Raw genomic sequence first — 24414 nt, forward strand, 5'->3', positions numbered from 1 at the left:
CCCGCACAGGCCAAGGCGGCGTCCATGTCGGACAACCCCTTGCGCCTGTTCAACAGCCTCACGCGTCAGCTCGAGACGTTCGCGCCCGTCCATCCCGGCGAGGCGCGCGTCTATACCTGCGGGCCGACCGTCTATAACTTCCAGCATATCGGCAACATGCGCGCCTATGTGTTCGCCGACACGCTCGGCCGCGTGCTGAGCTTCAAGGGATACACGCTCCGCCACGTCATCAACATCACCGATGTCGGCCACCTCACTTCCGACGCCGACGAAGGCGCGGACAAAATGGAGACGGCGGCGGCCGAGACCGGCAAGACCGCCTGGGACATCGCGAAATTCTACACCGACGCCTATTGGCGCGACATCCGGCGGCTCAACATCCGCCAGCCCGCGACCTGGTCGATCGCGACCGAATACGTGCCCGCGATGATCGAGTTCGCCAAGTCGATCGAGGCCAATTGCTACCGGCTCGAAAGCGGCCTCTATTTCGATACCGCGTCCGTCCCCGATTACGGCCGCCTTGCGCGCTCGAAGACCGACGAGGGCGAAAGCCGCATCGAGGCGGTCGAAGGCAAGCGCCACCCGACCGACTTCGCGATCTGGCGCACGACCCCACCCGGCGAGACCCGCCAGATGGAGTGGGACTCGCCCTGGGGCCGCGGCGCGCCCGGCTGGCATCTCGAATGCTCGGTGATGTCGGAGGCCTTGCTCGGCTTCCCCTTCGACATCCACACCGGCGGCATCGACCATCGCGAAATCCACCACCCGAACGAAATCGCCCAGAACCAGGCCCGCTGCCACTCCGCCGACAGCGGCGCGCGTATCTGGATGCACAATAATTTCCTGATCGACCGCGGCGGCAAGATGTCCAAGTCCGCCGGAGAGTTCCTGACCCTGCAGGCCCTGGTCGACTGCGGCTTCCACCCCCTCGCCTACCGCCTGATGTGCCTCCAGGCCCATTACCGCAGCGAGTTGGAGTTCAGCTACGACAACCTCGCCGCCGCCTTCACCCGCCTGAAGCGGATGGTAATGGCGGCCGAGCGGCTGCCCGCCGCGGAACCTGCCGAAATCACCGACAAGCGCATCGCCGCCGAAGTGACCGGCTTTGACGAGGCCGTGTGCGACGACCTCAACACCGCCCGGGCGCTCACCCACTTCGAAACCGTGCTCACCACCAAAGGCCTCGACGCCGGCCAACGCCGCGCGGCGCTCGCGCAAATGGACGCCGTGCTCGGCCTGCAAGCGCTGGACCTGACCCGCGCCGACCTCCGCGTCCGCCCCGCCGACGCCTCGATCACCGCGGAAGACATCGAAGCGCAACTCGCCGCCCGCAAACAAGCCCGGGCCACGAAGGACTTCGCCGCCTCCGACCGCATCCGCGACGCCCTCATCGCCGCCGGCGTGGAGGTCATGGACGGCGATCCCCTCGGCTGGGATTGGCGGCTCCAATAACCCCTCTCCCATAGGGAGAGGGCGACTCGCGCCATGCCGCGAGCGGGGTGAGGGGNGCGGGGTGAGGGGGTACGGTGCCAGCCGCCTCACTCCCGATCCCCTCACCCGGACGGCTCCGCCGTCTCGACCTCTCCCTATGGGAGAGGTAGGCATCGCTCATGATCCTCGTCCTCCCCGCCCTCGCCCGCCCCCTCCTCGAGCCGCACCTTCCCGCGGACGCCGAAACCCGCTGGTTCGCGACCGCCGAGGACGCCTACGCCATGTCTCCCGGTGCCGAGATCGGCTGGCTCGACATGCAGACCCCCAGCCACACCGGCCGCGCCGTCGAGCTCGGCGAGGACCTGAAGCTCGTCACGACCATCTATGCCGGCATCAACGCCTTCCCGCTCGCCGCGATGAAGGCGCGCGGCACGAAGCTCACCAACGGCGTCGGCATCAACACCAACGCGGTCGCCGAATACGCCGTGCTCGGCATGCTCGCCCTCGCCAAGGGCTATGGCGACGTCGTCCGCGCGCAGGACCGGCACGAATGGCTGCGCGATTCACCGGGCAAGGTCGAGCTGCAGGACAGCCGCGCGCTGATCATCGGCTATGGCGCGATCGGGCGGCGGATCGGCGAAATCCTCGGCGGCTTCGGCGTGCACGTCACCGGCGTCCGCCGCTCCCCTTCGGGCGAGCCCGACATGCTCGGCCCGAACGACTGGCGCCCGCGCCTCGGCGATTTCGACTGGGTGATCGTCGCCGCCCCCGCCACCTCGGAGACCGCGCACCTGATCGGCGCCGCCGAGCTCGCCGCGATGAAGCCGAGCGCCTTCCTCATAAACATCGCCCGCGGCACCCTGATCGACCAGGACGCGCTAATCGACGCGCTCAAGAGCCGCCGCATCGCCGGCGCGCATCTCGACGTCACCGACCCCGAGCCGCTCCCCGCCGACCACCCCCTCTGGGACGCGCCGAACGCCGTCATCACCATGCACCTGTCCGGCCGCGCCCAGACCCGCATGTTCCAACGCGCCGCCAAGCTCTTCCTCGACAACCTCGCCCGCTACCGCGCCGGCGAACCACTGATCAACGAAGTGGACCTGGATCTGGGGTATTAGAGCCGCAAACCCCTCTCCCCTTGGGAGAGGGAGGGGCCCGCTCGCGAAGCGAGTGGGAGGGTGAGGCCGACGGCGCATTCACGATTGCTTCGCTCTCTCGCCCTCACCCCGCTCGCGCTACGCGCGAGTCGCCCTCTCCCGACGGGAGAGGGAAATAGTCCGCAATGGGTGGAAAGCTGCCATTTAGATTTCTCCCAAGGCTTCCTGCCTCTCGTCCTCCGTCCATAGCGCGATAGCGCCGATGGTGCGCTGTCCCTTCGCGTGGGCCAGAACGGCAAGCAGGCTTCGAACGTCAACGTCATTTTCCGCGCCGTGTAGATGCGATAGCGCGGGTTCGACTACTTCGCGCATTGCGGTCGCATAGGAGCCTTCCAGCCAATCGGGGATGCTCGGATTTCCGTCTGCCTTCCGGCGCTCTTCAATGGTCGCGATGAGGGCATAGGCACGCCAATTTGGCCCCGCTCGGTCGCTCATCAATCTGACAAGGTCAGGAAGCACTGCGTAGGCGGCTGTGCCTAGGTCTCCTTGATGGTGGACGCGCTGCCAAAGTTCATCATAGCCATCGTCGGCGTCGCCGCTCGCGATGGCTTTCAATGCCCCGCGAGGGTCGTAAGGCTCGCCGTTCGCGTCCGTAAGCCGCGACCAATCGCCAGTGTCGTTCATGATGCCTCCCGGCTTACTTTCGCCGGATGCGCCAACGTCTGCAATGGGTCGTTTGCAGACATACGGCTAAGTGTCGCGAAGTGGCTCTATCCCAAGATCGACGCCGAGTTCCGCGATGCTGGAGAGCAAGGCTGTGTCGAAAACCTCGCCTCGGTCACCGATTGTCCACTGCACGAAGAGGTTGGCTCTTCCGCCCGTAGCGCGAAGTTCGTGTAACAGAGATGTCGCGCCTTTCAGATCGGCGACAGCACTGCGAAGGCAGTGAGCCAACTCCCCATCGCTTCCCTCTCCGAGATCGAAGACGCAGTAAGTCTCGCGATAGGTTCCCGGAAGCGGCGTCCCAGTCGGAGTGAGCCGTGCGTCCCCGGCAGCCCACGCTCTTATCGGGGTTCGCCCAAGCGTCTGGATGATCCCCTTTGGGTCGGCTGACGGGTGGAACACCTGTAGAGAAACGCGATAAACGAATGCCATCGGGGTAGCTTACGAGTTCGGACCAACAGCGCCAACCCGACGTCTGTTATGGGTCGAAATCGGCCGCCCCAAAACTCCCCTACCCCCTCCGCCCCGCCACATACCGGTCCACAACCCCCTCCAGCACCGTCATCGGCACATTGCCGCCCAGCACCAGCGCGTCGTCGAAGGTCTTGAGGTCGAACCGCGGGCCCAGTGCCGCTTTCGCCTTGTCGCGCAATCGGTTGATGTAGGTGTGGCCAACCTTGTAGCCGCAAGCCTGGCCCGGCCAGGAGCAATAGCGGTCGACCTCGCCCGACACTTCCTCGACCGACGATCCGTTGGTCGAGGCGAACCAGTCGATTGCCTGCGCCCGCGTCCAGCGCTTCGCGTGCAGGCCGCTATCGACCACCAGCCGGCAAGCGCGGAAAGCGAGGCTCTGCAGATAGCCGAGCCGCTCGATCGGGTTCTCCCTGTACACGCCCAGCTCGTCGGCAAGCTGCTCGGCATAGAGCGCCCAGCCTTCCGAATAGGCGTTGAACGCCAGCAGCGACCGGATCAGCGGCAGCTTGAACGTATATTCGCCCTGCCAGCCGTGCCCCGGGATCGCCTCGTGATAGGCAAGGTCGGGCAGGCCATAGCTCGTCCACAGCTTGGTCGTGCGCAGGTTGATCCACAGCCGGCTCGGGATCTTGCCGTCGATGCTGCCCGGCCCGCCATAGGCGCCCGGCGCGCCTGGCTCTTCGGCCAGCGGCAGGCGCTTCACTTCGACATTGCCTTTGACCAGCGTGTTGAACGCCTGCGGCATCAACTCACGGATATGCGCGATCCGGTCCTGCAGCAGTTTGATGATCTGTTCGCGGCCTTCGTCATTGTCGGGAAAGCCGAAACGCGGGTCCTTGCCCAGCGCGGTCATCCGCGCGCCGACCGTGCCTTGCGTATAGCCAAGGCCTCGCAGGATCGGGTCCATCTGCCCTTGCAGGTCGCGGACCTGATCCAGCCCCATCTGGTGGATTTCGTCAGGCGAAAGCCGCGTCGTCGTGCCCGCCCGCAGCGCCCAGGCATAGAATTCGTCGCCGCGCGGCAGCTTCCACACGCCCGCATCGCTGCTCGCGTTGGCGCGGTGGAGCTGCATCTCGGCGACCTGCCTCTCCAGCGCCGGCCCGACCTTGGTCCGCGCGATCGCCGCCGCCCGCGCGGCATAGTCGCCCTTCATCTTCGCCGTACGCCTCGCGAGCGAAGTCACGACATCCCATTGCTCGACCGGCCCTTGGCGGGTCGCGGCGAGCTGCTTCAGCGCCTTGTCGAGCAGGAAGTCAGGCGCGATCACGCCTTGCCCGCGCGCGGACTTCAGCCGCTCCGTCTCACCATCGAGCTGCCCGGCATAGGCATTCAGCCGCGCCAGATAGGCTTCGGCATCGGCCGGCCCTTCGATCAGATGGTCGCTGTCGAGCATCTTCGGCGTGTCGAGGAACGCGCCGACATTCTGGATCACCACATAGGGCGTGTTGCGATAGCCGCCGACCGCAACGTCGCCATACGGAAAGGCAAACCCTTCCAGCGCCGTGCCGAACGCCGTCTGCACGACTTCGACATTGGTGCGCATCGCCGGGCTCAGCGCATCCAGCTTCACCGGCTTGAGCTGCTCGAGTCCCGCGCGCAGATGCGCCGCCACCCGCTGCCGCCCGGCCGCTGAGTTATCCGACAGCCGCGACTTCAGGCCGGCGCGCGCGCCCTTGTCGATGCCCAGCCCGGTCGCCTGCTCCGGCGCGTCGCGCAGCAACTGCTCGGTGATGCCGTCCAGAATGCGCGACGCCTGGGCGTCGGCGCCTTCCGCCGCCAGCAATCGGGTTGGCAGCGCTATCAGCGCAGTAAAGGCAAGCAGGTCGCGACGGGCAAAGTCCATGAAACGCTCCGGGAACAGGATGGGCTTGGCTAACCGCTTTGCGCCGGGCTTGCAAAGCGCGTTCGATCCGCGTCAGATGTGGTCAAAGGTCGCCAAGAACATCATCGGCTCAACCCCTCGCGCGGGAGCGGATCATGGCGGACGTTGACGGCGACAAGCTTCACGAATTGGTGATGAAAATGCTGGGCGATCTGGGCGGCGCGTTCAGCGTGCCGACGGTCAGGATCGGCCACCGGCTCGGCCTGTTCGACTCGCTCCATGCCGACGGCCCATCCACCGCCGCCGAGCTCGCCGGGCGCAAGGGCCTGGCCGAGCGCAACGTGCGCGAATGGGCGCTGGCCCAGGCGGCGAACGGTTACGTCAATTACGATCCGGACAGTGACCGCTTCAGCCTCAGCCCCGAACAGGCGATGGTCTTCGCGGTCCCCGATAGCCCCGTCTATATGCCCGGCGCATTCGATTGCGCGGCCGAGATGATCGCCGGCGAGCCGAAGGTCGAGCAGGCGTTCCGCACCGGCAAAGGCGTCGCCTGGGGCGACAGCTCCGGCTGCCTGTTCTGCGCGGTCGGCGCTTTCTTCCGCCCCGGCTATGTGAACGGCATCGTGCAGTCCTGGCTGCCCGCATTGGACGGCATGGTGGACCGCCTCCAATCCGGCGCGAACGTCGCGGACGTCGGCTGCGGCGTCGGCTTCTCGACCTTGCTGATGGCTCAGGCCTATCCGAACAGCCGCTTCACCGGCTACGACTTCCACGTGCCTTCGATCGAGCAGGCCAACGCCCATGCCGCCGCGCACGGCCTCGCCGACCGCGTCAAGTTCGAGACCGCGCCCGCCAAGGAAATCGCCGGCGGCGACTATGATCTCATCACCATGTTCGATTGCCTGCATGACATGGGCGATCCCAAGGGCTGCGCCCAGCACATGAAGACGCTGCTGAAGCCCGACGGCGCCTGGATGCTGGTCGAGCCGATCGCCGGCAACGCCCCTGCCGAAAATATCGGCAGCCCGGTCAGCCGCCTCTTCTACAACGCCTCGACGATGATCTGCGTGCCGACCTCGCAGGCGCAGGAAGTCGGCGCGGCATTGGGCGCGCAGGCGGGCGAGAAGAAGCTCGCCGAGCTGATCACTGCGGCCGGCTTCGGCCACGTCCGCCGCGCGACCGAAGGCCCGTTCAACATGGTGCTGGAGGCACGGCTGTAGGGGGTCAGAAGACCTCGAACAGCCCGGCGGCGCCCTGGCCGCCGCCGATGCACATCGTCACGACGACGTACTTCGCGCCGCGGCGCTTGCCTTCGATCAGCGCGTGGCCGGTCATGCGCGCGCCCGACATGCCATAGGGATGGCCGATCGAGATCGCGCCGCCGTTCACGTTCAGCAGCTCGTTGGGAATGCCGAGCTTGTCCCGGCAATACAGCACCTGCACCGCGAACGCCTCGTTCAGCTCCCACAGCCCGATATCGTCCATTTTGAGGTTGAAGCGCTCGAGCAGCTTCGGGATCGCGAAGACCGGCCCGATGCCCATTTCGTCGGGTTCCGTGCCCGCAACCGCCATACCGACATAACGGCCGAGCGGGTTCAAACCCTTCTTCTCGGCCACCTTCGCTTCCATCAGCACGCTCGCCGACGATCCGTCCGAAAGCTGCGAGGCGTTCCCCGCAGTGATGTTCAGGTCCGGCCCCAGCACCGGCTGCAGGGCCTTCAGCCCTTCGATCGTCGTGTCGGCCCGGTTGCCTTCGTCCTTGCTGAGCGTCACGTCCTTGTAGGAGACTTCCTTCGTCTCCTTGTTGACCACAGCCATGGACGCCGTGACCGGCACGATCTCGTCGTCGAACTTGCCGGCAGCCTGCGCGGCGGCGGTGCGCTGCTGCGACTGCAGCGCATATTCGTCCTGCGCGTCGCGGCTGATGCCATAGCGCTTGGCGACCACTTCGGCGGTCTGCAGCATCGGCATGTAGATGTCCTTGTGCATCGCCAGCAGCTCGGGATCGGGCGCCACGCGCATCTGCGGCGTCTGGACCAGGCTGATGCTCTCGACACCACCGCCGACGGCCACGTCCATATTGTCGACGATGATCTCCTTCGCCGCCGTCGCGATCGCCATCAGGCCCGACGCGCACTGCCGGTCGACCGACATGCCCGCCACCGTCACCGGCAGCCCCGCGCGCAGCAGCGAGGTCCGCGCGATGTTGCCCGCCTGATGCCCCTGCTGCAGCGCCGCGCCGAACACGACGTCCTGCACCTCGGCCGGATCGATCTTCGCGCGCTCGACCGCGGCGCGGATCGAATGCGCCGCCAGCGTCGGGCTCGGCAGGTTGTTGAACGCCCCGCGATAGGCACGGCCGATCGGGGTGCGGGCGGTGGAAACGATGACGGCGTCGCGCATGAGAGGCTCCTTCTTGAGCCCCTCCCCTTCAGGGGAGGGGACGGGGGTGGGGCTGTCTGGTTGGTGCGGAGCCGATCACCGGCCCCACCCCAACCCCTCCCCTGAAGGGGAGGGGCTTAGCCCTCAAACAAAAAACTGGCCGATCCACTCGGCGATCAATGCGGGCTTGTCCTCGCCCTCGATCTCGACGGTGACTTCGGTGGTCTGCTGGCACTGCCCGGGGCGCTTTTCCTCGAACGCGAGCAGCTTGAAATGGCCGCGCACGCGCTTGCCCGCGCGCACCGGCGCGAGAAAGCGGAGTCGGTCGCTGCCATAGTTCACGCCCATCTTGATCCCGCCGACCCGCGGCATGTCGGTCAGCTGGTTCAGCATCGGCAGCAGCGAAAGCGTGAGGAACCCGTGCGCGATGGTGCCGCCGAACGGCGTCAGCTTCGCCTTTTCCTCGTCGACATGGATGAACTGATGGTCGCCGGTGGCGTCCGCGAATTTGTTGATCATGTCCTGGCTGACGGTCACCCATTCGGATGTGCCGAGGTCCTGGCCGACGAGCGCGGCATACTCCTCGATGGTAACCGTCCCCATGCCTTTCCTCACCCTCGTTTCTGTCGTCAGGGTCCAGACCTGCAACCGGCAACGGCCAGGATCGCCCGGAGAGGCGCGCTGGCAAGAAGCGCCGTGCAGACGCGTAGCCTGAGCTACGCGCAAACAAGCGACGTAGCCAGCGCGTCTCTCCGGGCGACCGCGAAGCGGCGGGCGGATTTTGGCGCGATGCGGTGTCGCTCGTCGGGCAGGTAGCTTCAGCTACCTGCCTGTCCTCGCTCCTAGCCTCGCGCCAAAATCCGCTCCGTCATGGCCATTGCCGGTTGTAGGTCTGGACCCTACAGCGCGCCCATTCCTACGAAATCAAGCGCCCGGCAAGGGCAAGGCCGAGACCCATGGATTCCGCAACGTCATCCTTCGCAAGCGAACTGAAGCGTCTCCACCGCGCGCCCGAACCGGACGTGCTGAAGCCCCTTCTCGCCCATGCGCGACTCGCCCCCGGGGAGCGCGAGCGCGTCGTCCAGACCGCGCTCGGCCTGCTCGCCGACCTCCGCGCCGCCCAGTCGTCGGGCTGGGTCAACCAGTTCCTCCAGCAATACCGTCTGAACTCGTCGGAAGGCGTCGCGCTGCTCTCGCTCGCCGAAGCGTTCCTGCGCGTGCCGGACCCGGAGACCGCCGACCAGCTCATCGCCGATAAATTCGGGGACGCCGACTGGGCTGCGCACAAGGGCCAGAGCTCGTCCAAGCTGGTCAACACCGCGACCTGGGGCCTCGTCATCGGCAAGGCGCTCGTCAGCGAAGGCGCCCAGGGCGGCGTGCTCCGCCGCCTGATCGCGCGCGCAGGCGAGCCGTTCGTCCGCCAGGCCGTCGGCGCCGCAATGAAGATGATGGGCGAGGTCTTCGTGATGGGCCGCACCATCGACGAAGCGATGGCCCGCATGAAAAAGCCCGAGAACCGGGGCTTCACCGCCAGCTTCGACATGCTCGGCGAAGCGGCGCGGACCTTCCCCGACGGTCAGCGCTATTTCGACGCCTATATGGGCGCGATCGACGCGGTCGGCCGCGATCCCGCCGCCGGCCATTCGATCTCGGTGAAGCTCTCAGCGCTCCATCCCCGCTACGAGGTTTCGCAATGGGACCGATGCGTGCCTGCACTCACCGAGATGCTGGAAACGCTCGCGATCCGCGCCGCCGACAAGGGCATCGCGCTCACCGTCGATGCCGAGGAGTCGGAACGGCTGGAAATGAGCCTGGACATCATTTCAGCCGTCGCCTGCCTGCCGCGGCTGAAGGGCTGGGACGGCTATGGCATGGCCGTCCAGGGCTATGGCAAGCGCGCCCAAGCCGTCATCGGCTGGGCCGACGCGCTCGGCCAGGAGACCGGCCGCCGCATGAACGTCCGCTTGGTCAAGGGCGCCTATTGGGACAGCGAGATCAAGCGCACCCAGGAAGCCGGGCTCAGCGACTATCCGCTGTTCACCCGCAAGGCCGCGACCGACGTCTCCTATCTCGCCTGCGCGAAGGACATGCTGGCGGCGAAAGGCATCGCCCCCGCCTTCGCCAGCCATAACGCGCTCACCGTCGCGACGATCGTCGAATGGGCGGGCCAGAGCCGCGATTTCGAATTCCAGCGCCTGCACGGCATGGGCGAAGGACTCTACGAGCGGCTGGTCCGCGAGGAAGGCTATCGCTGCCGCATCTACGCCCCGGTCGGCGGCCACCGCGACCTGCTCGCCTATCTCGTCCGCCGCCTGCTTGAGAACGGCGCCAATTCCAGCTTCGTCCACCAGCTCGCCGACGAACGCCTGACCGACGACGAACTCCTCGCCGACCCGGTCGAGAAGATCGCCAAAGTCGGCGGCGAACGCCACCCGAGCATCCCCCTCCCCCGCGACCTGTTCGCGCCGGAGCGGAAGAACAGCGAAGGCGTGGACCTGCAGGACAAGGACACGCTGGCCGGGGTTGCGAGTGCCATCGCCACTTCTCCCCTCCCGCTTGCGGGAGGGGCCGGGGGTGGGAAGACGCCTGATCCCGGCGCGGGTTCAAACGCTCTTCCCACCCCTAACCCCTCCCGCAAGCGGGAGGGGGATTTGATCGGCGCGGCCCAATCCGCCTATCCCGCCTGGACCGCCCGCCCGGTCCACGAACGCGCCGACTGCCTCGACCGCCTCTCCGACCTGCTCGAAACCCACCGCACCGAGCTGATGGCGATCTGCGTCCACGAAGCGCGGAAGACCATCCCCGACGCCCTCGCCGAAGTCCGCGAGGCCGTCGATTTCTGCCGCTATTACGCCGACCAGGCGCGCGCCCACCTGGTGCCGATCGAACTTCCCGGACCGACCGGCGAGCGCAACGTGCTGCGCCACGAAGGCCGCGGCGTCTGGGCGACGATCGCGCCCTGGAACTTCCCGCTCGCGATCTTCCTGGGCCAGACCGTCGCCGCGCTGGTCGCCGGCAATGCGGTCATCGCCAAGCCCGCGCCGCAGACGCCGCGCATCGCCGCCCGCGCCGTCGAGCTGGCGCATGAAGCGGGCGTGCCGCGCGATGTGCTGATCCTGGCGGAAGGCGGGCCCGACGTCGGCGCCGCGATCGTCGCCGATCCGCGCATCGCCGGCGTCGCCTTCACCGGATCGACGCCCACCGCGCGTAAGATCGCCCGCAGCCTGCTCGACGACGAAAGCCGCCCGCTGGTGCCGCTGATCGCGGAGACTGGCGGGGTGAACGCGATGATCGTCGATTCCACGGCCCTCCCCGAACAGGTCGTGCAGGACGTCGTCACGTCCTCCTTCCGCTCGGCCGGCCAGCGCTGCTCGGCGCTCCGCCTGCTGCTGCTGCAGGAGGACGTCGCCGAGGGTATGCTCGAAATGCTCGCCGGCGCGATGGACACGCTGATCGTCGGCGACCCCGCCGATCCCGCGACCGACGTCGGCCCGGTCATCGACCAGGCGGCCTACGACAAGCTGATGGCCCATCGCGAGAAGATGCGGAACAGCTGGATCCACACCGTCTCGCCCCTCCCGCTTGCGGGAGGGGCCGGGGGTGGGAAATCGCCTCAACCCGGTGCGGATTCAAACGCTCTTCCCACCCCTAACCCCTCCCGCAAGCGGGAGGGGAACATGTTCTTCGTCCCCCCAACCGCCATCCGCCTTCGCTCGATGGACGACCTCTCCACCGAATGGTTCGGCCCGCTCCTCCACGTCGCGACCTGGAAAGCCGGCGAGCTCGAGGAAACGATCGCCCGCGTGAACGCCAAGGGCTTCGGCCTGACGATGGGCCTGCACAGCCGCATCGCCCGCTCGGCCGAGACGGTCGAGGCGCTCGCCCGCGTCGGCAATCTCTACGTCAACCGCTCGATGATCGGCGCGATCGTGGGCAGCCAGCCCTTCGGCGGCGAAGGCTTCAGCGGCACCGGCCCCAAGGCCGGCGGCCCGCACTACCTCCCGCGGTTCTGCGCCGAACGCGTGACCAGCACCGACACCACCAGCTCAGGCGGCAACGCGACGCTGCTGAGCCTGGACGATATCGGCTTCTAACCTCTCCCCTCCCGCTTGCGAGTGCTGTAGCCAGATCAGGTGAAACATGCCCCCGGCATGTTTCAGGATCGTCTGGGAGACGATCCGGCCTGATCGGGCTGCAGCACTGGGCCGGGGGAGGGAATGTCGGGACCCAAGGAGCGGGACAAAACACGCCCACCCCTAACCCCTCGCGCAAGCGGGAGGGGTACTATCCACGCATCACGCTCGTCCACTTCTCCGCCGTCACCGGATACCCCAGCCCTTCCGGAATACACAGCCACGGCCCGTCCTCCCGCTCCTCCGCGAACGGCGTGATCGTCACCACCGGATGGGCAATTGCGTGCTCCAGGGCTTCGGCAAAGCTGTTGAATTGCGCCAGCCGCTCCAGATTGCGGCGCGTCGGGAAGATGATCTCCGCCTCGCCGCGATCGCACATGGCCAGCACCTCGCGCGCGCTGCACCAGAAGGCCCGCACCGTCTCGCCGCCGTCCGCGCGCGGATCCGGCGCGTCGGCCGCCACCGGTGCGATGTAGAAACGCGTGTCGAAGTTGCGCGCCTGACGGTGCTTGGGCAGCCAACGCGCGAACGGCGTGAGATCGTGAATGCCAAGCCCGAAATCGAAGCCGACCTCCTCCACCGTCTCGCGCAGCGCGGCAATGCGAGCGGCCGCCTCCTCCAAGTCCAGCTCTGGATGCTCCGCTGCCCGGACTCGATCCTCGGGATCGATCCGGCCGCCCGGAAACACCAGCGCGCCACCGGCGAAGGCCATGCCCGCCGCCCGCTGCGTGATCAGCAGCTCCGGCGGCCCGTCGCCGTGCTCGCGAAACAGTATCAGGGTGGCGGCAGGAATCGCTTCGATCATGGCTTACGCTTTGGAGGAGAAGCGCCCGACAAGAAAGTGGACCAGCGCCTCCACGCGCGCCGGCCGCAACGGATTAGGCGGCGTGACCAGATGCAGCGCGATCGGCGGCGCGGTCCAGTCGGTCAGCACTTCCTCCAGCGTGCCCTCGGCCAGGTCGGGTCCCACGATGAAGTCGGGAAGCACAGTGACCCCCAGCCCCGCACGCAGGGCCGGCAGCATCGCTTCGCCGCTGCTTGCCCGCAGCGGCCCTTCGGGTTTCACGGACACTTGCTCGCCGCCCGGCCCGTTGAACCGCCAGACCTCGCTGTTCGCGTACCAGATGCAGCGATGCTCGCCGAGCTCGGCCGGGTGCGCCGGCCGGCCATGCGCTTCGAAATAGGCGCGGCTGGCGACGACGTGGGAGCGGATCGGCATCAGCCGCCGCGCGCGAAGCGAGCTGTCGGGAAGCTGGGCAATGCGCAGCGCGACGTCGATGCCTTGCTCGACGATGTCCACCTTGCGGTCGTCGAGACACAAGTCGATCGTGATGTCGGGATACTGCGCCAGGAAATCGGCGATCGCCGGCGCGACTTGTTGCAGTCCGAACGTCATCGGCGCGGCCAGCCGGACTAATCCTTTTGGCGCGGTCGCGGCGTCGCTCGCTTCTTCCTCGGCGGAGACCGCTTCTGCCAAAATCCGCTGCGCGCGCGGCGCAAGCGCCCGGCCGGTCTCGGTCAGCGACAGGGTGCGCGAGGTTCTGTGGAACAGTGTCGCCCCCAGATGCGCTTCCAGCCTTGTGACTGCTTTCGACACGGTCGCCTTGCTCAGGCCGAGCGCACGCGCGGCCGCGCTGAACGAGCGATGCTCGACCACGCTCGCGAAAATCGCCCAGGCTTCGAAGTCAGGAAGTCGCATATCTCGAAACGATGAGTTTCCTACGTTTCTATTTCTTATCTGATCCGACGCGCTATCTCAACCTCATCTTACTTCCACGAGGTTCGCAACATGGTCGAAAAACGCCCCTTCGAAACGCTGGGTCATGCTGAGCACGGTTGGCTCAATGCCCGGCATCATTTCTCCTTCGCCAATTACTACGACCCCAATCGCATGAGCTGGGGCGCCCTCCGGGTCTGGAACGACGACGAGATCGCCGCCAACAGCGGCTTCCCGCCCCACCCGCACCGCGACATGGAGATCATCACCTATGTCCGCTCCGGCGCGATCACGCACCAGGATTCGATGGGCAACACCGGCCGCACTGAGGCCGGCGACGTTCAGGTCATGAGCGCCGGCACCGGCGTCCGCCATGCCGAGTATAATCTCGAGCCCGAGACCACGACCTTGTTCCAGATCTGGATCGAGCCGAAGCGGTCGGGCGGTTCCCCAAGCTGGGGCGCCAAGCCTTTCCCGAAGGGTGATCGCTCGGGCCGGTTCGTCACCCTCGCCAGCGGCTTCGACGAAGACCTGGCGGAAGGCGCGCTCCCCATCCGCGCCGACGCCCGGGTGCTCGGTGCGACGCTGAAGGCGGGCGAAAGCCTCGACTATGATCTGGGCGAAGGCCGCCACGCCTATCTGGTGCCCGCGACCGGCGCGATCGAGATCGACGGCACGGCGCTGAAAGCCCGCGACGGCGCGGCGCTGACCGGCGGCAACACCGTCCGCATCACGGCCCAAGAGGACGCCGAAATCGTAATGGTCGATTCCGAATAAGGAGACATGAAATGACGAAAGTTCTGGTGCTCTATTACTCCACCTACGGCCACATCGCCCATATGGCCGACGCGGTTGCGGAAGGCGCACGCGAAGCGGGCGCCGAGGTCGACATCCGCCGCGTGCCCGATCTGGTCGGAACGCAGGTCGCGCGGCCCGAAGCCCCGCAGGCGCTGATCGACGAGCTCGCGCACTATGATGCGATCGTGATCGGCACCGGCACCCGCTTCGGTCGGATGAGCGCACCGATGGCTGCATTCCTCGATCAGGCCGGCGGCTTATGGGCCACCGGCGCGCTGAACGGAAAGGTCGGCGCCGCCTTCACTTCGTCGGCAACCCAGCACGGCGGCCAGGAAACGACTTTGTTCTCGATCATCACCAACCTGCTGCACTTCGGCATGACGGTGGTGGGTCTGGACTACGGCTATGCCGCGCAGATGGGGCATGACACTGTTGTGGGCGGTGCGCCCTATGGCGCGACGACGATCGCGGGTGGTCGTGGCGAGCGCCAGCCGAGCGATGCCGATCTTGGGGGCGCCCGCTATCTCGGCCGCCGGGTCGCGGAGACCGCGAAGAAGCTGTTCGGCTAGGCGGGGTCGGTCTGAGTAAGTGCGTCCCGGTACTGTGCGCCAAGCGCACCGTACCGGCGCATGCACCAGACCAGCAGCGGGGGCTTGGCACGCCGCAGCGCTGCGAGGTGCCTGCGCTTTGCATAATCGGCCGTCCAGATCATTACCCGTCCCCGGTTGCCGCGATTCGGACGATCCGGATCGCGATGCTTGTTCAATGGCCGAGATCGGCGCTACGCGCTGTGACGTGGTTAACACCCTTTTCATCGACGCCGAGGCGCTGGTTATCGACAAGCCCGCAGGCTTGCCGGTCGACAGGCCAAAGGACGGGACGAAAGCGCTCGCCGACATGGTCGACGAGTTGCGCTTCGGCTTTGCCCGACCGCCCGGCATCGTGCACCGGCTCGACCGGGACACCTCCGGCTGCCTGCTCCTCGCGCGCAATCATGGGGCGCACCGTCGCTTCTCCGCAGCGTTCGCGAACGGCGAAGTGAAAAAGACTTACCTCGCCGTGCTCGAAGGCGTCCCTGAGGCGAGCGACGGGGTGATCGAGCTCGCCTTGTCGAAGGTCAGCACTGCAGCCCAGGGCTGGCGCATCATCCCCGCCAAAAAGGGCAAGCCGGCGGTCACCCACTGGACCGTCCTCGACGTAAAGGACGGTCGCGCGCTGGTCCAGTTCGAGCCGCAAACAGGTCGCACCCACCAGCTTCGCGTCCATGCGGCGAGCGGCCTCGGCCTGCCGATCGTCGGCGATCCCACCTATGGCCGCGCTGGTCCCATGATGCTGCTCCACGCAAGCCGCATCCTCCTGCCCCGGCACAACAAACCCGCGATCGATGTCGAAGCGCCCTTTCCTGAGCGGTTCGGAGCCTTCGCGCATGGCTAAACTCGAATGGGCGCCCCTGCCGGAAGATGCGCTTGAGGAGCGCTTCCTCGCTGCCACGGGCCCAGGTGGTCAGAACGTCAACAAGGTCGCCTCCGCCGTGCAGATGCGCCTCGACGTGTTTGCGCTCCGGCTGCATCCCGACGTCTATGCGCGGCTGAAGACGCTCGCCGGCAGCCGCTGGACCAAGGAAGGCGAAATCGTCGTCACCGCTCGCGCCCATCGCACCCAGGACGCGAACCGCGCCGAAGCGCGGGAGCGGCTGGCCGAACTGGTCGGGAAAGCTCACCTGGCTCCCGCCAAACGCAAGAAGACCAAGCCGAGCAAGGCTGCCAAGGCCCAGCGCGTCGACACGAAGAAAGTGCGGGGAGCGGTAAAGGCCGGCCGCGGCAAAGTGCGGCTGGATTGAATCCTCGTCACCCCGGACTTGATCCGGGGTCCCGCTGCCTTCATCTCGGTCCAAAGAAAGCGGGATGCCGGAACAAGTCCGGCATGACGATGAGGTTTCATGTACCACTTCGACATCGCCACCGGCTCCAAGGCCGAGCTCTACAACGACCTGCTCTCCGCGCTTGATGCGCTGACCGTCGACGAGCCGGACCCGATCGCCAACATGGCGAACGCAGCGGCTCTGCTGTTCGAATATCTGCCCGACCTCAATTGGGCCGGCTTCTACCGGCTGATCGGCGACGAACTGGTGCTCGGCCCTTTCCAGGGCAAGACGGCCTGCATTCGTATCGCGATCGGCAAGGGCGTGTGCGGCACGGCGGCCTCCACGCGCGAGACCCAGCTTGTCGCCGACGTCAACGCCTTCCCCGGGCATATCGCATGCGACTCCGCATCGGCTTCGGAGTTGGTCGTGCCGATCGAGAGTCAGGGCCGGTTGATTGGCGTTCTCGATCTCGACAGCCCACATCTCGGGCGCTTCGATGCCGGCGACGCGGCCGGCTGCGAAATGCTCGTGAAGCTGCTCGCGCCCCGGATCGCCGGCTAGCTCAGTCGGTCCACCGCTTCGGGCGTCAGGCTGCCCGGCACGATCATCACCGGGCACGGTAGCGCGCCGGCGTCGCTGCCCGCGAAATGGGTCACAAGCGGGCCCGGCGCGCCGGCGGGAGCCGCGCCAAGCACGAGCGCTGCGATATTCTCATTCTCGCCGAGCACTTCGCGGACGACCTGCACGGGCTCCCCCTGACGCACGAGGATCGACGGACGAACGCCGGCCTGTTCGAACAAAGTGCCAGAAACGCTTGCAACCAGCGCTTCGGCGCGCTGACGGGCTTCATCTTCCATCGTCGCCTGCACGCCACCCCAGGCGACGAACTCGGCGGGCTCGATCAGCGCCAGCACCAGCACGGTACCGCCGGTCTTGGCCGCGCGGCGGGCAGCGAAACGCAGCGCGATTTCCGCTTCCTCGGTCTCGTCGATAACCGCCAGATAGGTGCGCATGGATGCAAGCCTTGCCCCTGTTCGGGTGAAACACGTGGCGTATCGCGATGCGGAGCGCAATATCTTGACCGGCTCCGGCCCTTGGTCGAAGGGAGCCGCAACACCTAAGCCAGTGAACAGGGAGCCCCCATGCCGATCGAGCTCAAGATGCCGGCCCTCTCGCCGACCATGGAGGAAGGCACGCTCGCCAAATGGCTGGTGAAGGAAGGCGACACGGTCAAATCGGGCGACATTCTCGCCGAGATCGAGACCGACAAGGCGACGATGGAATTCGAGGCGGTCGACGAAGGCACGATCGCGAAGATCGTGGTTCCCGAAGGTACGGACGGCGTAAAGGTCGGCGCGGTGATCGCGCTGATCGCCGGCGAAGGCGAGGACGCCAGCGCTGCGGCTTCTGCGCCGACTCCGGCGCCCACTCCGGCACCAGCTCCGAAGGCCGAAGCCGCTCCCGTCGCGGCTCCTGCCTCCACGCCCGCTCCCGCGGCTGCACCCGCTGCGAAGACTGGTGGCGACCGCGTCAAGGCATCGCCGCTGGCGCGCCGCCTCGCCGAAGCGAAGGGCATCGACCTGGGCTCGCTTCAGGGCTCGGGCCCGAATGGCCGGATCGTGAAGGCTGACGTCGACGCCGGCCGTCCCGCCCCCGCTGCAGCGCCGACGGCGGCTGCTCCCGCACCGACGCCAGCGGCTGCCCCGGCTCCCGCCGCGCCTGCGCAGCCGTTCGCGACCGAGATTCCGCACGAGGCGATCAAGCTCTCGAATATGCGCAAGACGATCGCGCGCCGCCTGACCGAGGCCAAGTCGACGATCCCGCACATCTATCTGACGGTCGATATCCGCCTCGACGCATTGCTGAAGCTCCGCGCCGATCTGAACGGCGCCCTCGCCGCCCGGGGCGTGAAGCTTTCGGTCAACGATCTGCTGATCAAGGCGCTCGCGGTTTCGCTACGCCAAGTGCCGGAGTGCAACGTCAGCTTCACGCCGGACAATCTGATCAAATACAGCCGCGCCGACATCTCGGTCGCGGTGTCGATCCCGGGCGGGCTGATCACGCCGATCGTCGCCGCCGCCGACACCAAGGGAGTCGCCGCAATCTCGACGGAAATGGGCGAGCTCGCCGGCCGCGCGAAGGAAGGCAAGCTGCAGCCTCACGAATATCAGGGCGGCACCGCCAGCCTTTCGAACATGGGCATGTTCGGCATCAAGCAGTTCGAAGCCGTCATCAACCCGCCCCAGGGCATGATCATGGCGATCGGCGCCGGCGAGAAGCGCCCCTATGTGGTCGACGACGCCCTCCAGATCGCAACGGTGATGAGCGCCACCGGCAGCTTCGACCACCGCGCGATCGACGGCGCCGACGGCGCGCGGCTGATGAAGGTGTTCAAGGAGCTGGTCGAAGCGCCGCTGGGGATGGTGGCCTGATGAAGCCCCTCTCCCTGACGGGGAGAGGGAGGGGCCCGCTCGGCGAAGCCGAGTGGGAGGGTGAGGGCATGCTGTGAACTCACTACCGCTTCCCGCCTACGCCGAACTCCTCGCACGTGCGCACTGGATGCGGCGCAATCCTACGGACGCCGAAAAGCGGCTCTGGTCGATGCTGCGTAACCGGCGGCTCGAAAGCTATAAGTTCAAACGCCAGCGCATTATCGCCCCCTATATCGTCGATTTCGTCTGTCTTAGTTCGTGGCTGATCATCGAAGCGGATGGATCGCAGCACGCCGATAATCGTGGTGACGAGCGGCGCGAGGCTTTTCTGCAGCGCGCAGGGTTTCGAGTGTTGCGCTTCTGGAACAATAACGTGCTCGACAATAGCGATGGCGTGTTCGACACCATCTGTGCTGCTCTTACAGACCCTCACCCTCCCACCGCTTCGCGGCGGGCCCCTCCCTCTCCCCGATGGGGAGAGGGGCTAGAAGGAGCTTCCCTTGGCTGAAACCTACGACCTGATCGTCCTCGGCTCGGGACCCGGCGGCTATGTGGCGGCAATCCGCGCGGCGCAGCTTGGGCTCAAGACCGCGATCGTCGAGCGTGAGCTGCTCGGCGGCATTTGTCTCAACTGGGGCTGTATTCCGACCAAGGCGCTGCTGCGTTCGGCCGAGATCTTCCACTATATGCAGCACGCCAAGGATTACGGCCTGGTCGCCAACCAGATCAGCGCCGACCTTGCCGCGGTGGTGAAGCGCTCGCGCGGGGTCGCGTCGCAGCTGAACAGGGGCGTGACCGGACTGATGAAGAAGAACAAGATCGCCGTGCACATGGGCACCGGCGTCTTGACCGGAAAAGGTGCGATGACGGTCACGGCCGAGGACGGCAAGAAGACCGAGCTAAGCGCGAAGAACATCATCGTCGCGACCGGTGCCCGCGCACGTGACCTACCCTTCGCCAAGGCGGACGGGAAGCGCATCTGGACTTACCGCCACGCGATGACGCCACCGGAAATGCCGACCAAGCTGCTGGTCGTCGGCTCCGGCGCGATCGGGATCGAGTTCGCCAGCTTCTACAACGACATGGGCGCCGAAGTGACGGTGGTCGAGATGCTCGATCGGCTGGTGCCTGTCGAGGATGCCGACGTTTCGGCCTTCCTTGAGAAGGCGGTGAAAAAGCAGGGCATGAAGACGATGACCGGCGCGGGCGTGGAGAAGCTCGATGTCGGACCAAACGGCGTCAAGGCGTCGATCAAGGGCAAGGACGGCAAGATCGTCGAAGACACATTCAGCCATGTGATCGTCGCGATCGGTATCGTGCCGAACACCGAGAATCTTGGCCTTGAGGCATTGAGTGTGAAAACCGAACGCGGGCACATCGTCACCGATGGCATGTGCAAGACCAATGTCGACGGCCTCTACGCGATCGGCGACGTGACCGCCCCGCCCTGGCTGGCGCACAAGGCGAGCCACGAGGGCGTGATCGCTGCCGAGGCGATCGCCGGCAAGCACCCGCACGCGATGGACCCGAAGAACATCCCGGGCTGCACCTATTGTCGCCCGCAGATCGCCAGTGTCGGCCTGACCGAGGCCAAGGCCAAGGAAGCCGGCTACGACGTGAAGGTCGGCAACTTCCCCTTCATCGGCAACGGCAAGGCGATCGCGCTGGGCGAGGCCGAGGGCTTCGTGAAGACGGTGTTCGACGCGAAGACCGGCGAACTCTTGGGCGCGCATATGATCGGCGCCGAAGTGACCGAGCTGATCCAGGGCTACACCATCGGCAAGACCGGCGAACTGACCGAAGCCGAGCTGATCGAAACGGTGTTCCCGCACCCGACGCTCAGCGAAATGATGCACGAAAGCGTGCTCGCGGCGTACGGGAGGGTGCTGCACATCTAGGGGCGCGGGGAACACCCACCCGCCCTTTTCCGTTTTCCTTCTACATTGAAGGAGAACGATCGTGGCGAATGAGGCGGAAATCACCGAAAAATTCTGGAAGGCGCTGAAGTCCGACCGAACGGTCATGCTCGGCCTTCACGGCGCGATGCAGGACCGGTCGCAGCCGATGACCGCGCAGACGCTCGACGGGCAAAGCTATGTCTGGTTCTTCACGACCAAGGACAATCACCTGGTCCAGGACATGCGCACCGACGATCGCGCGATGATGGTCTTCGCCTCCAAGGGCCACGACGTGTTCGCCACGATCGACGGACGACTGGAAGAGGACAACGACCGCGAACGGATCGACCAGCTCTGGAATCCCTTCGTTGCTGCCTGGTTCGAGGGCGGCAAGGACGATCCCAATCTGCAGCTCATCCGCTTCGATCCGACCGCCGGGCAGGTCTGGCTGAACGAGCATAGCGCGTTCGCCGGGCTCAAGCTGTTGCTCGGCCGCGATCCGAAGCAGGATTACAAGGACAAGGTGGCCGAAGTCGCCTTCTAGGCAAGCGCCTCCAGGTGGGCGGCGACATAGGCGTTGACGTCGCCCGCCAGCGAGCCGCCGAACCGCGGATTGAGCTCAAGGATGCGCAGCGCGCCGGCTTCCCACTTGTAGTTGAAGCAGCAGGTTCCCTCGAAACCGAGCCTTTCGAGAATATCGGCACAGGGCTTCAGCGCTCGGCCCGGTTCGGCTTCGGCGATCGTCAGGGCCGGCTGCTCGCGACCGCGCACTGACAGCGTATCCGCCATCAGATAGCGATAGCAGCGCGCGTAACGGATGCGCCCGTCAACGCGCAGCAAATGCAGCACATATTCGTAGGCGCCTTCCACGGGACGCTGGCAAAAGCTGTGCGGCGACGGATCGTGATCGTCTTCCGGCCGGCGGACGATGCGAATACCGTCGCCGAATTCCCCTCGCCGGGGCTTGCGAACATAGGGGAAGACATTCGGCGGGTCGGGCAATAGCTCCGGCAGCAAAGCGCCGAGGCCCATTGCGAGCATATTTTCGCAGAACAGCAGCTTGTCGTCACAGATTTCGACGAGCTCTGCGTCAGGAACCACTGCTCGCCTCCGCCCATCTGCATTGGCGTCGCGGGCCGCTACGATCTGATCGATCGTCAGCGGCACGACCAGATCGAAGGACGCGATATCCGGCAATTCCAGCGATCCGAATGCAATTTCGAAGCGGCCATGATCGATCAGCCGCTCGATGGTCGGCTTCAGCGTCGGATGATCGCCGAAAAGAACACGGGGGCGCATGGCCCCCGCACAACGCCCCCTTCGGCGCGATCGGTCAAGCGCCGGCGATCAGGACAGATAGACGCGCCGCGTCTGCCGCAGCGTCACCGCCGGCGTCTGGAAAAACACGAAGTTCAGCGGCGCCGTATAGTTCATCGTGATGTCGATATATTGCACGCCGTTGCTGGTGCCGTGCGCCAGCGAAGCGGTCTGACGAGCCGACTGCACCATGAAGCGGCGCTGGCTGATCCGGTTCAGGATCTGATCGTCGGTCGGCGTCGGGTAGATCGTCGCGTAGCGCGCGCCCTCGTTGACGCCGTTGATCATTCCCGCCGTCGCCGAGAACAGCACGCCGAGCTGCGTGATCCCGATCAGGAACATCATCAGCACCGGAGCCGCGAAAGCGAACTCGACCGCGGGCGAGCCGGACCGGTCGCGAAGGAGATTGCGGATCATCGTCATTGGAGCCTCACCGATGCCTTGCCCTGCAGCGTGATCGTCCGGCTGATGTTGTAGCCCAGGCTGGCGAGGGGCGTCGCAAACCAGGGCACGTAGGTGCCGTTGATCACCACCGAGGCATAGCGCCCGATTTCCTGCGTACCCGTGCAATCGGTCGTGGAAGAGGGCTGACGCACCCGATCGCATTCCAGCCAGGTGTCGGTCGTGACATTACTCTGACTGACGTTCGCCGCTGTGGCCGCCTCTGCCTTCAGGCCGTTATAGGCGTCGCTGTCGAGACCGCCCGACGAGACCATCTCGATCGAGCGTGACGCTGCCTGTTGCAGCCGCACCTTTTCAGCGACGGCGCGGGCGGCGTCGACAGTGCCGAGCGTCATCATCGCAAAGAATGGCGCCAGCATCGCAAGCTCGACGGAGCTGGTGCCGCGGCGATCGCGGCCAAGCCGCTGCAGGAGGAGCGCGCTCATCCGATCAACCTCACTGCAGTGCCGGTGAAGGAATGCGGTCCGCCCGTCGGGCACACGTTCGAGATCGAGCTGTTGCCGAGGAACACAACGCGGCGGCCGACCATCTGCAGGCAGTCGGTCGACATGCCCGTCGTTCCGTTGAACGTGAGTTGCTGCTTCGGGAAATAAAGCGCCCCTTGATAGAAGGAGCTGCTGTTTCCGTTGACGGTGTTGCTTGCGACATCGAGCGCCCGCCGGTCCTGATACATGATGACGCCGGCGTAAGTGCCGGTCGTCGGCGCACTCAGATTGATCTGCGCGCCGCCGTTCATGCTCATGGTAGCGATGCTTGATGGGTCTGACGCAGCCGTCTTGCTGGTCAGGATGATGGTAACGCCCGTACCGCTAATCACCGCTTGCGAGCCGACGTTGAACGAGCCGCCGTCGACATAGTAAATGCCGGGTCCAAGCGTCAAAGTACCCTTAACGTCGACATTCTTCAAACAAGTGGCCGTGGCCGGGTTGGAGGTCGACGTGAGACTTTTGTTTCCATTTGGAGAAACCGACAGCGATTGGCAGTTCAGGGTGCTGATGTCGGGATCTGGAAGCGACGCAAACGGGTCCTTCTGCGGCACTTGGTGAGACTTAAAGACCGTGGTGCCGGTGTAGTTGCTGTTCGGCACGACCGTTCCGACCGCCGCGATGGGCGTGGCCGTTATCGTGCTGCTGCCGTTCACGTAGACGGCGTTGCTCGACTTGGAATTGGTCGCCATGCCACAGCCCATATTCACCGTGGCGTTACCGGACATAGTGATGCCGACGGCCGTGGTCGGCTCGAGGGCGATCAGGCAATAATTGCCGTTGTTGACGACGGCCGCTGTCGACTCCGCCTTGATCGTCGGCGCCGTCGACACGAACAGGCTGGAGAAGGGCAGCGAGCGGCCGGTCTGCAAGGCGACGCGGACAGCGCTCGTATTACCCGTGCCGGCACCAGTGGTCGGCGGAGATTCAATCACCGGCGTCGCTGTCAATGTCAGCTCCGCGGTGCGGGCGATGTCGCCGTTGACGCTCGTCACATGGTTCTTGCCTTGGGCAAGCGCAAAGGCGCCCGAGAGCGCGGCCGAATCGGCCTGGCGCTGCAACTGGCGCTTCCACAGCGTCCACTCGAGTGTATCGGTCGCCAAGCCGGCCGAGCCGATCACGACCGGCAGCGACGCCGCCGCAGCGACGATCACGTTGCCGCGCTTCGAGCGCGCAAAAGCCAGGAATGTCCGCTTCAAGCGCATGACGCACCTCCTCAACACTGCCCGTCTTGCCGGAACAGGGTTCAGGGGCGTTGAAGGAATACGGTTAACGGAGTGCTGCCGATCAAATGGTGCGCTCGACGGGATTCGAACCCATGGCCCTCAGATTAGGAATCTGATGCTCTATCCTGCTGAGCTACGAGCGCACTCGGC

Annotated in this window: 24 protein-coding genes and 1 tRNA gene; 13 read left to right on the forward strand and 12 right to left on the reverse strand. The window is 66.0% G+C overall.

All coding sequences use genetic code 11. From position 1 onward, the window contains the following. Positions 1-24: 24 nt before the first annotated feature. Both cysS and ACFSCW_RS10395 read left to right on the forward strand, forming a co-directional pair. Entirely contained in the window at positions 25-1452 is a 1428-nt protein-coding gene (gene cysS / locus ACFSCW_RS10390; RefSeq protein WP_380888954.1) for a cysteine--tRNA ligase, read from the forward strand. A gap of 158 nt (positions 1453-1610) precedes the next feature. Further along, positions 1611-2552 (forward strand): D-2-hydroxyacid dehydrogenase, encoded by a 942-nt coding sequence (locus ACFSCW_RS10395; RefSeq protein WP_380888956.1) that lies wholly within the window; start codon positions 1611-1613, stop codon positions 2550-2552. A 183-nt stretch (positions 2553-2735) separates the two neighbouring features. Here the strand turns inward: ACFSCW_RS10395 and ACFSCW_RS10400 are convergent, their stop codons facing one another. Further along, positions 2736-3215: a hypothetical protein gene (locus tag ACFSCW_RS10400; RefSeq protein WP_380888958.1), complete on the reverse strand. Its 480-nt coding sequence runs from the start codon at positions 3213-3215 to the stop codon at positions 2736-2738. A 550-nt stretch (positions 3216-3765) separates the two neighbouring features. Further along, complete coding sequence (locus ACFSCW_RS10405) at positions 3766-5571, reverse strand: DUF885 domain-containing protein (protein WP_380888959.1); 1806 nt, start codon at positions 5569-5571, stop codon at positions 3766-3768. Between the two features lie 134 nt (positions 5572-5705). Here ACFSCW_RS10405 and ACFSCW_RS10410 point away from each other — a divergent pair, with 134 nt between their 5' ends. Next, positions 5706-6770, forward strand: a complete 1065-nt coding sequence (locus ACFSCW_RS10410; RefSeq protein ID WP_380888961.1) for a class I SAM-dependent methyltransferase — start codon at positions 5706-5708, stop codon at positions 6768-6770. Positions 6771-6774: 4 nt separating this feature from the next. On the opposite strand, the gene ACFSCW_RS10415 is transcribed toward ACFSCW_RS10410, so the two are convergent. Together ACFSCW_RS10415 and ACFSCW_RS10420 are read right to left on the reverse strand one after the other, a co-directional pair. After that, positions 6775-7953 (reverse strand): acetyl-CoA C-acyltransferase, encoded by a 1179-nt coding sequence (locus ACFSCW_RS10415; protein WP_380888963.1) that lies wholly within the window; start codon positions 7951-7953, stop codon positions 6775-6777. A gap of 123 nt (positions 7954-8076) precedes the next feature. After that, positions 8077-8535, reverse strand: a complete 459-nt coding sequence (locus tag ACFSCW_RS10420) for a MaoC family dehydratase (RefSeq protein ID WP_380888965.1) — start codon at positions 8533-8535, stop codon at positions 8077-8079. Positions 8536-8888: 353 nt separating this feature from the next. On the opposite strand from ACFSCW_RS10420, the gene putA reads away from it, so the two are divergent. Further along, the gene (gene putA, locus ACFSCW_RS10425) at positions 8889-12026 is read left to right on the forward strand and encodes a bifunctional proline dehydrogenase/L-glutamate gamma-semialdehyde dehydrogenase PutA (protein WP_380888966.1); all 3138 of its coding nucleotides are present in this window, start codon (positions 8889-8891) and stop codon (positions 12024-12026) included. 190 nt (positions 12027-12216) lie between these two features. On the opposite strand, the gene ACFSCW_RS10430 is transcribed toward putA, so the two are convergent. Both ACFSCW_RS10430 and ACFSCW_RS10435 read right to left on the reverse strand, forming a co-directional pair. Continuing rightward, entirely contained in the window at positions 12217-12870 is a 654-nt protein-coding gene (locus ACFSCW_RS10430; protein ID WP_380888968.1) for an NUDIX hydrolase, read from the reverse strand. A gap of 3 nt (positions 12871-12873) precedes the next feature. Next, on the reverse strand, positions 12874-13764 hold the full coding sequence (locus ACFSCW_RS10435; RefSeq protein WP_380888969.1) for a LysR family transcriptional regulator: 891 nt from the start codon (positions 13762-13764) through the stop codon (positions 12874-12876). Positions 13765-13854: 90 nt separating this feature from the next. Between ACFSCW_RS10435 and ACFSCW_RS10440 the strand changes: the two genes are divergently transcribed. The 5 genes from ACFSCW_RS10440 (at position 13855) to ACFSCW_RS10460 (ending at position 17005) form a co-directional block, all read left to right on the forward strand. Further along, on the forward strand, positions 13855-14559 hold the full coding sequence (locus ACFSCW_RS10440; protein ID WP_380888971.1) for a pirin family protein: 705 nt from the start codon (positions 13855-13857) through the stop codon (positions 14557-14559). 11 nt (positions 14560-14570) lie between these two features. Continuing rightward, complete coding sequence (gene wrbA, locus ACFSCW_RS10445) at positions 14571-15149, forward strand: NAD(P)H:quinone oxidoreductase (RefSeq protein WP_380888972.1); 579 nt, start codon at positions 14571-14573, stop codon at positions 15147-15149. A gap of 226 nt (positions 15150-15375) precedes the next feature. Further along, positions 15376-16014, forward strand: a complete 639-nt coding sequence (locus ACFSCW_RS10450; protein WP_380888974.1) for an RluA family pseudouridine synthase — start codon at positions 15376-15378, stop codon at positions 16012-16014. After that, complete coding sequence (gene arfB / locus ACFSCW_RS10455; protein WP_380888975.1) at positions 16007-16420, forward strand: alternative ribosome rescue aminoacyl-tRNA hydrolase ArfB; 414 nt, start codon at positions 16007-16009, stop codon at positions 16418-16420. The genes ACFSCW_RS10450 and arfB overlap by 8 nt, the downstream gene beginning before the upstream one ends. Before the next feature lie 99 nt (positions 16421-16519). Next, entirely contained in the window at positions 16520-17005 is a 486-nt protein-coding gene (locus ACFSCW_RS10460; protein ID WP_380888977.1) for a GAF domain-containing protein, read from the forward strand. Here ACFSCW_RS10460 and ACFSCW_RS10465 read toward each other — a convergent pair. Further along, positions 17002-17457: a universal stress protein gene (locus tag ACFSCW_RS10465; RefSeq protein ID WP_380888979.1), complete on the reverse strand. Its 456-nt coding sequence runs from the start codon at positions 17455-17457 to the stop codon at positions 17002-17004. The two genes, ACFSCW_RS10460 and ACFSCW_RS10465, sit on opposite strands and share 4 nt — an antisense overlap. Before the next feature lie 129 nt (positions 17458-17586). Between ACFSCW_RS10465 and ACFSCW_RS10470 the strand changes: the two genes are divergently transcribed. From ACFSCW_RS10470 to ACFSCW_RS10485, 4 genes are all read left to right on the forward strand, one after another. Beyond that, a complete protein-coding gene (locus ACFSCW_RS10470) occupies positions 17587-18876 on the forward strand; it encodes a pyruvate dehydrogenase complex dihydrolipoamide acetyltransferase (RefSeq protein WP_380888981.1) in 1290 nt (429 codons plus the stop codon). A 127-nt stretch (positions 18877-19003) separates the two neighbouring features. Further along, on the forward strand, positions 19004-19384 hold the full coding sequence (locus ACFSCW_RS10475; RefSeq protein ID WP_380888983.1) for an endonuclease domain-containing protein: 381 nt from the start codon (positions 19004-19006) through the stop codon (positions 19382-19384). Next, positions 19377-20774: a dihydrolipoyl dehydrogenase gene (gene lpdA / locus ACFSCW_RS10480; protein WP_380888985.1), complete on the forward strand. Its 1398-nt coding sequence runs from the start codon at positions 19377-19379 to the stop codon at positions 20772-20774. The genes ACFSCW_RS10475 and lpdA overlap by 8 nt, the downstream gene beginning before the upstream one ends. Positions 20775-20835: 61 nt before the next feature. Further along, entirely contained in the window at positions 20836-21318 is a 483-nt protein-coding gene (locus ACFSCW_RS10485) for a pyridoxamine 5'-phosphate oxidase family protein (protein ID WP_380888987.1), read from the forward strand. Here ACFSCW_RS10485 and ACFSCW_RS10490 read toward each other — a convergent pair. The 5 genes from ACFSCW_RS10490 to ACFSCW_RS10510 form a co-directional block, all read right to left on the reverse strand. Next, on the reverse strand, positions 21315-22073 hold the full coding sequence (locus ACFSCW_RS10490; protein ID WP_380888989.1) for an ATP-grasp domain-containing protein: 759 nt from the start codon (positions 22071-22073) through the stop codon (positions 21315-21317). The two genes, ACFSCW_RS10485 and ACFSCW_RS10490, sit on opposite strands and share 4 nt — an antisense overlap. Before the next feature lie 48 nt (positions 22074-22121). After that, positions 22122-22514 (reverse strand): TadE/TadG family type IV pilus assembly protein, encoded by a 393-nt coding sequence (locus ACFSCW_RS10495; RefSeq protein WP_380888990.1) that lies wholly within the window; start codon positions 22512-22514, stop codon positions 22122-22124. Beyond that, entirely contained in the window at positions 22511-22978 is a 468-nt protein-coding gene (locus ACFSCW_RS10500; protein ID WP_380888992.1) for a TadE/TadG family type IV pilus assembly protein, read from the reverse strand. The genes ACFSCW_RS10495 and ACFSCW_RS10500 overlap by 4 nt, the downstream gene beginning before the upstream one ends. Beyond that, the gene (locus ACFSCW_RS10505) at positions 22975-24243 is read right to left on the reverse strand and encodes a hypothetical protein (protein WP_380888994.1); all 1269 of its coding nucleotides are present in this window, start codon (positions 24241-24243) and stop codon (positions 22975-22977) included. Before ACFSCW_RS10505 ends, ACFSCW_RS10500 begins: the two co-directional genes overlap by 4 nt. 87 nt (positions 24244-24330) lie before the next feature. After that, positions 24331-24407: transfer RNA gene (locus tag ACFSCW_RS10510), tRNA-Arg, on the reverse strand. Positions 24408-24414: the final 7 nt, after the last annotated feature.

Origin of the sequence: Sphingomonas tabacisoli (assembly GCF_042678385.1) — a bacterium.
GTDB lineage: Bacteria > Pseudomonadota > Alphaproteobacteria > Sphingomonadales > Sphingomonadaceae > Sphingomonas_B > Sphingomonas_B tabacisoli.

What these genes read in the sequence shown, in the direction of transcription:
- cysS (WP_380888954.1), top strand. Translation starts at nt 25, where the DNA reads ATGTCGGACAACCCCTTGCGCCTGTTCAACAGCCTCACGCGTCAGCTC.
- ACFSCW_RS10395 (WP_380888956.1), top strand. Translation starts at nt 1,611, where the DNA reads ATGATCCTCGTCCTCCCCGCCCTCGCCCGCCCCCTCCTCGAGCCGCAC.
- ACFSCW_RS10400 (WP_380888958.1), bottom strand. Translation starts at nt 3,215, where the DNA reads ATGAACGACACTGGCGATTGGTCGCGGCTTACGGACGCGAACGGCGAG.
- ACFSCW_RS10405 (WP_380888959.1), bottom strand. Translation starts at nt 5,571, where the DNA reads ATGGACTTTGCCCGTCGCGACCTGCTTGCCTTTACTGCGCTGATAGCG.
- ACFSCW_RS10410 (WP_380888961.1), top strand. Translation starts at nt 5,706, where the DNA reads ATGGCGGACGTTGACGGCGACAAGCTTCACGAATTGGTGATGAAAATG.
- ACFSCW_RS10415 (WP_380888963.1), bottom strand. Translation starts at nt 7,953, where the DNA reads ATGCGCGACGCCGTCATCGTTTCCACCGCCCGCACCCCGATCGGCCGT.
- ACFSCW_RS10420 (WP_380888965.1), bottom strand. Translation starts at nt 8,535, where the DNA reads ATGGGGACGGTTACCATCGAGGAGTATGCCGCGCTCGTCGGCCAGGAC.
- putA (WP_380888966.1), top strand. Translation starts at nt 8,889, where the DNA reads ATGGATTCCGCAACGTCATCCTTCGCAAGCGAACTGAAGCGTCTCCAC.
- ACFSCW_RS10430 (WP_380888968.1), bottom strand. Translation starts at nt 12,870, where the DNA reads ATGATCGAAGCGATTCCTGCCGCCACCCTGATACTGTTTCGCGAGCAC.
- ACFSCW_RS10435 (WP_380888969.1), bottom strand. Translation starts at nt 13,764, where the DNA reads ATGCGACTTCCTGACTTCGAAGCCTGGGCGATTTTCGCGAGCGTGGTC.
- ACFSCW_RS10440 (WP_380888971.1), top strand. Translation starts at nt 13,855, where the DNA reads ATGGTCGAAAAACGCCCCTTCGAAACGCTGGGTCATGCTGAGCACGGT.
- wrbA (WP_380888972.1), top strand. Translation starts at nt 14,571, where the DNA reads ATGACGAAAGTTCTGGTGCTCTATTACTCCACCTACGGCCACATCGCC.
- arfB (WP_380888975.1), top strand. Translation starts at nt 16,007, where the DNA reads ATGGCTAAACTCGAATGGGCGCCCCTGCCGGAAGATGCGCTTGAGGAG.
- ACFSCW_RS10460 (WP_380888977.1), top strand. Translation starts at nt 16,520, where the DNA reads ATGTACCACTTCGACATCGCCACCGGCTCCAAGGCCGAGCTCTACAAC.
- ACFSCW_RS10465 (WP_380888979.1), bottom strand. Translation starts at nt 17,457, where the DNA reads ATGCGCACCTATCTGGCGGTTATCGACGAGACCGAGGAAGCGGAAATC.
- ACFSCW_RS10470 (WP_380888981.1), top strand. Translation starts at nt 17,587, where the DNA reads ATGCCGATCGAGCTCAAGATGCCGGCCCTCTCGCCGACCATGGAGGAA.
- ACFSCW_RS10475 (WP_380888983.1), top strand. Translation starts at nt 19,004, where the DNA reads ATGCGGCGCAATCCTACGGACGCCGAAAAGCGGCTCTGGTCGATGCTG.
- ACFSCW_RS10490 (WP_380888989.1), bottom strand. Translation starts at nt 22,073, where the DNA reads ATGCGCCCCCGTGTTCTTTTCGGCGATCATCCGACGCTGAAGCCGACC.
- ACFSCW_RS10495 (WP_380888990.1), bottom strand. Translation starts at nt 22,514, where the DNA reads ATGACGATGATCCGCAATCTCCTTCGCGACCGGTCCGGCTCGCCCGCG.
- ACFSCW_RS10500 (WP_380888992.1), bottom strand. Translation starts at nt 22,978, where the DNA reads ATGAGCGCGCTCCTCCTGCAGCGGCTTGGCCGCGATCGCCGCGGCACC.
- ACFSCW_RS10505 (WP_380888994.1), bottom strand. Translation starts at nt 24,243, where the DNA reads ATGCGCTTGAAGCGGACATTCCTGGCTTTTGCGCGCTCGAAGCGCGGC.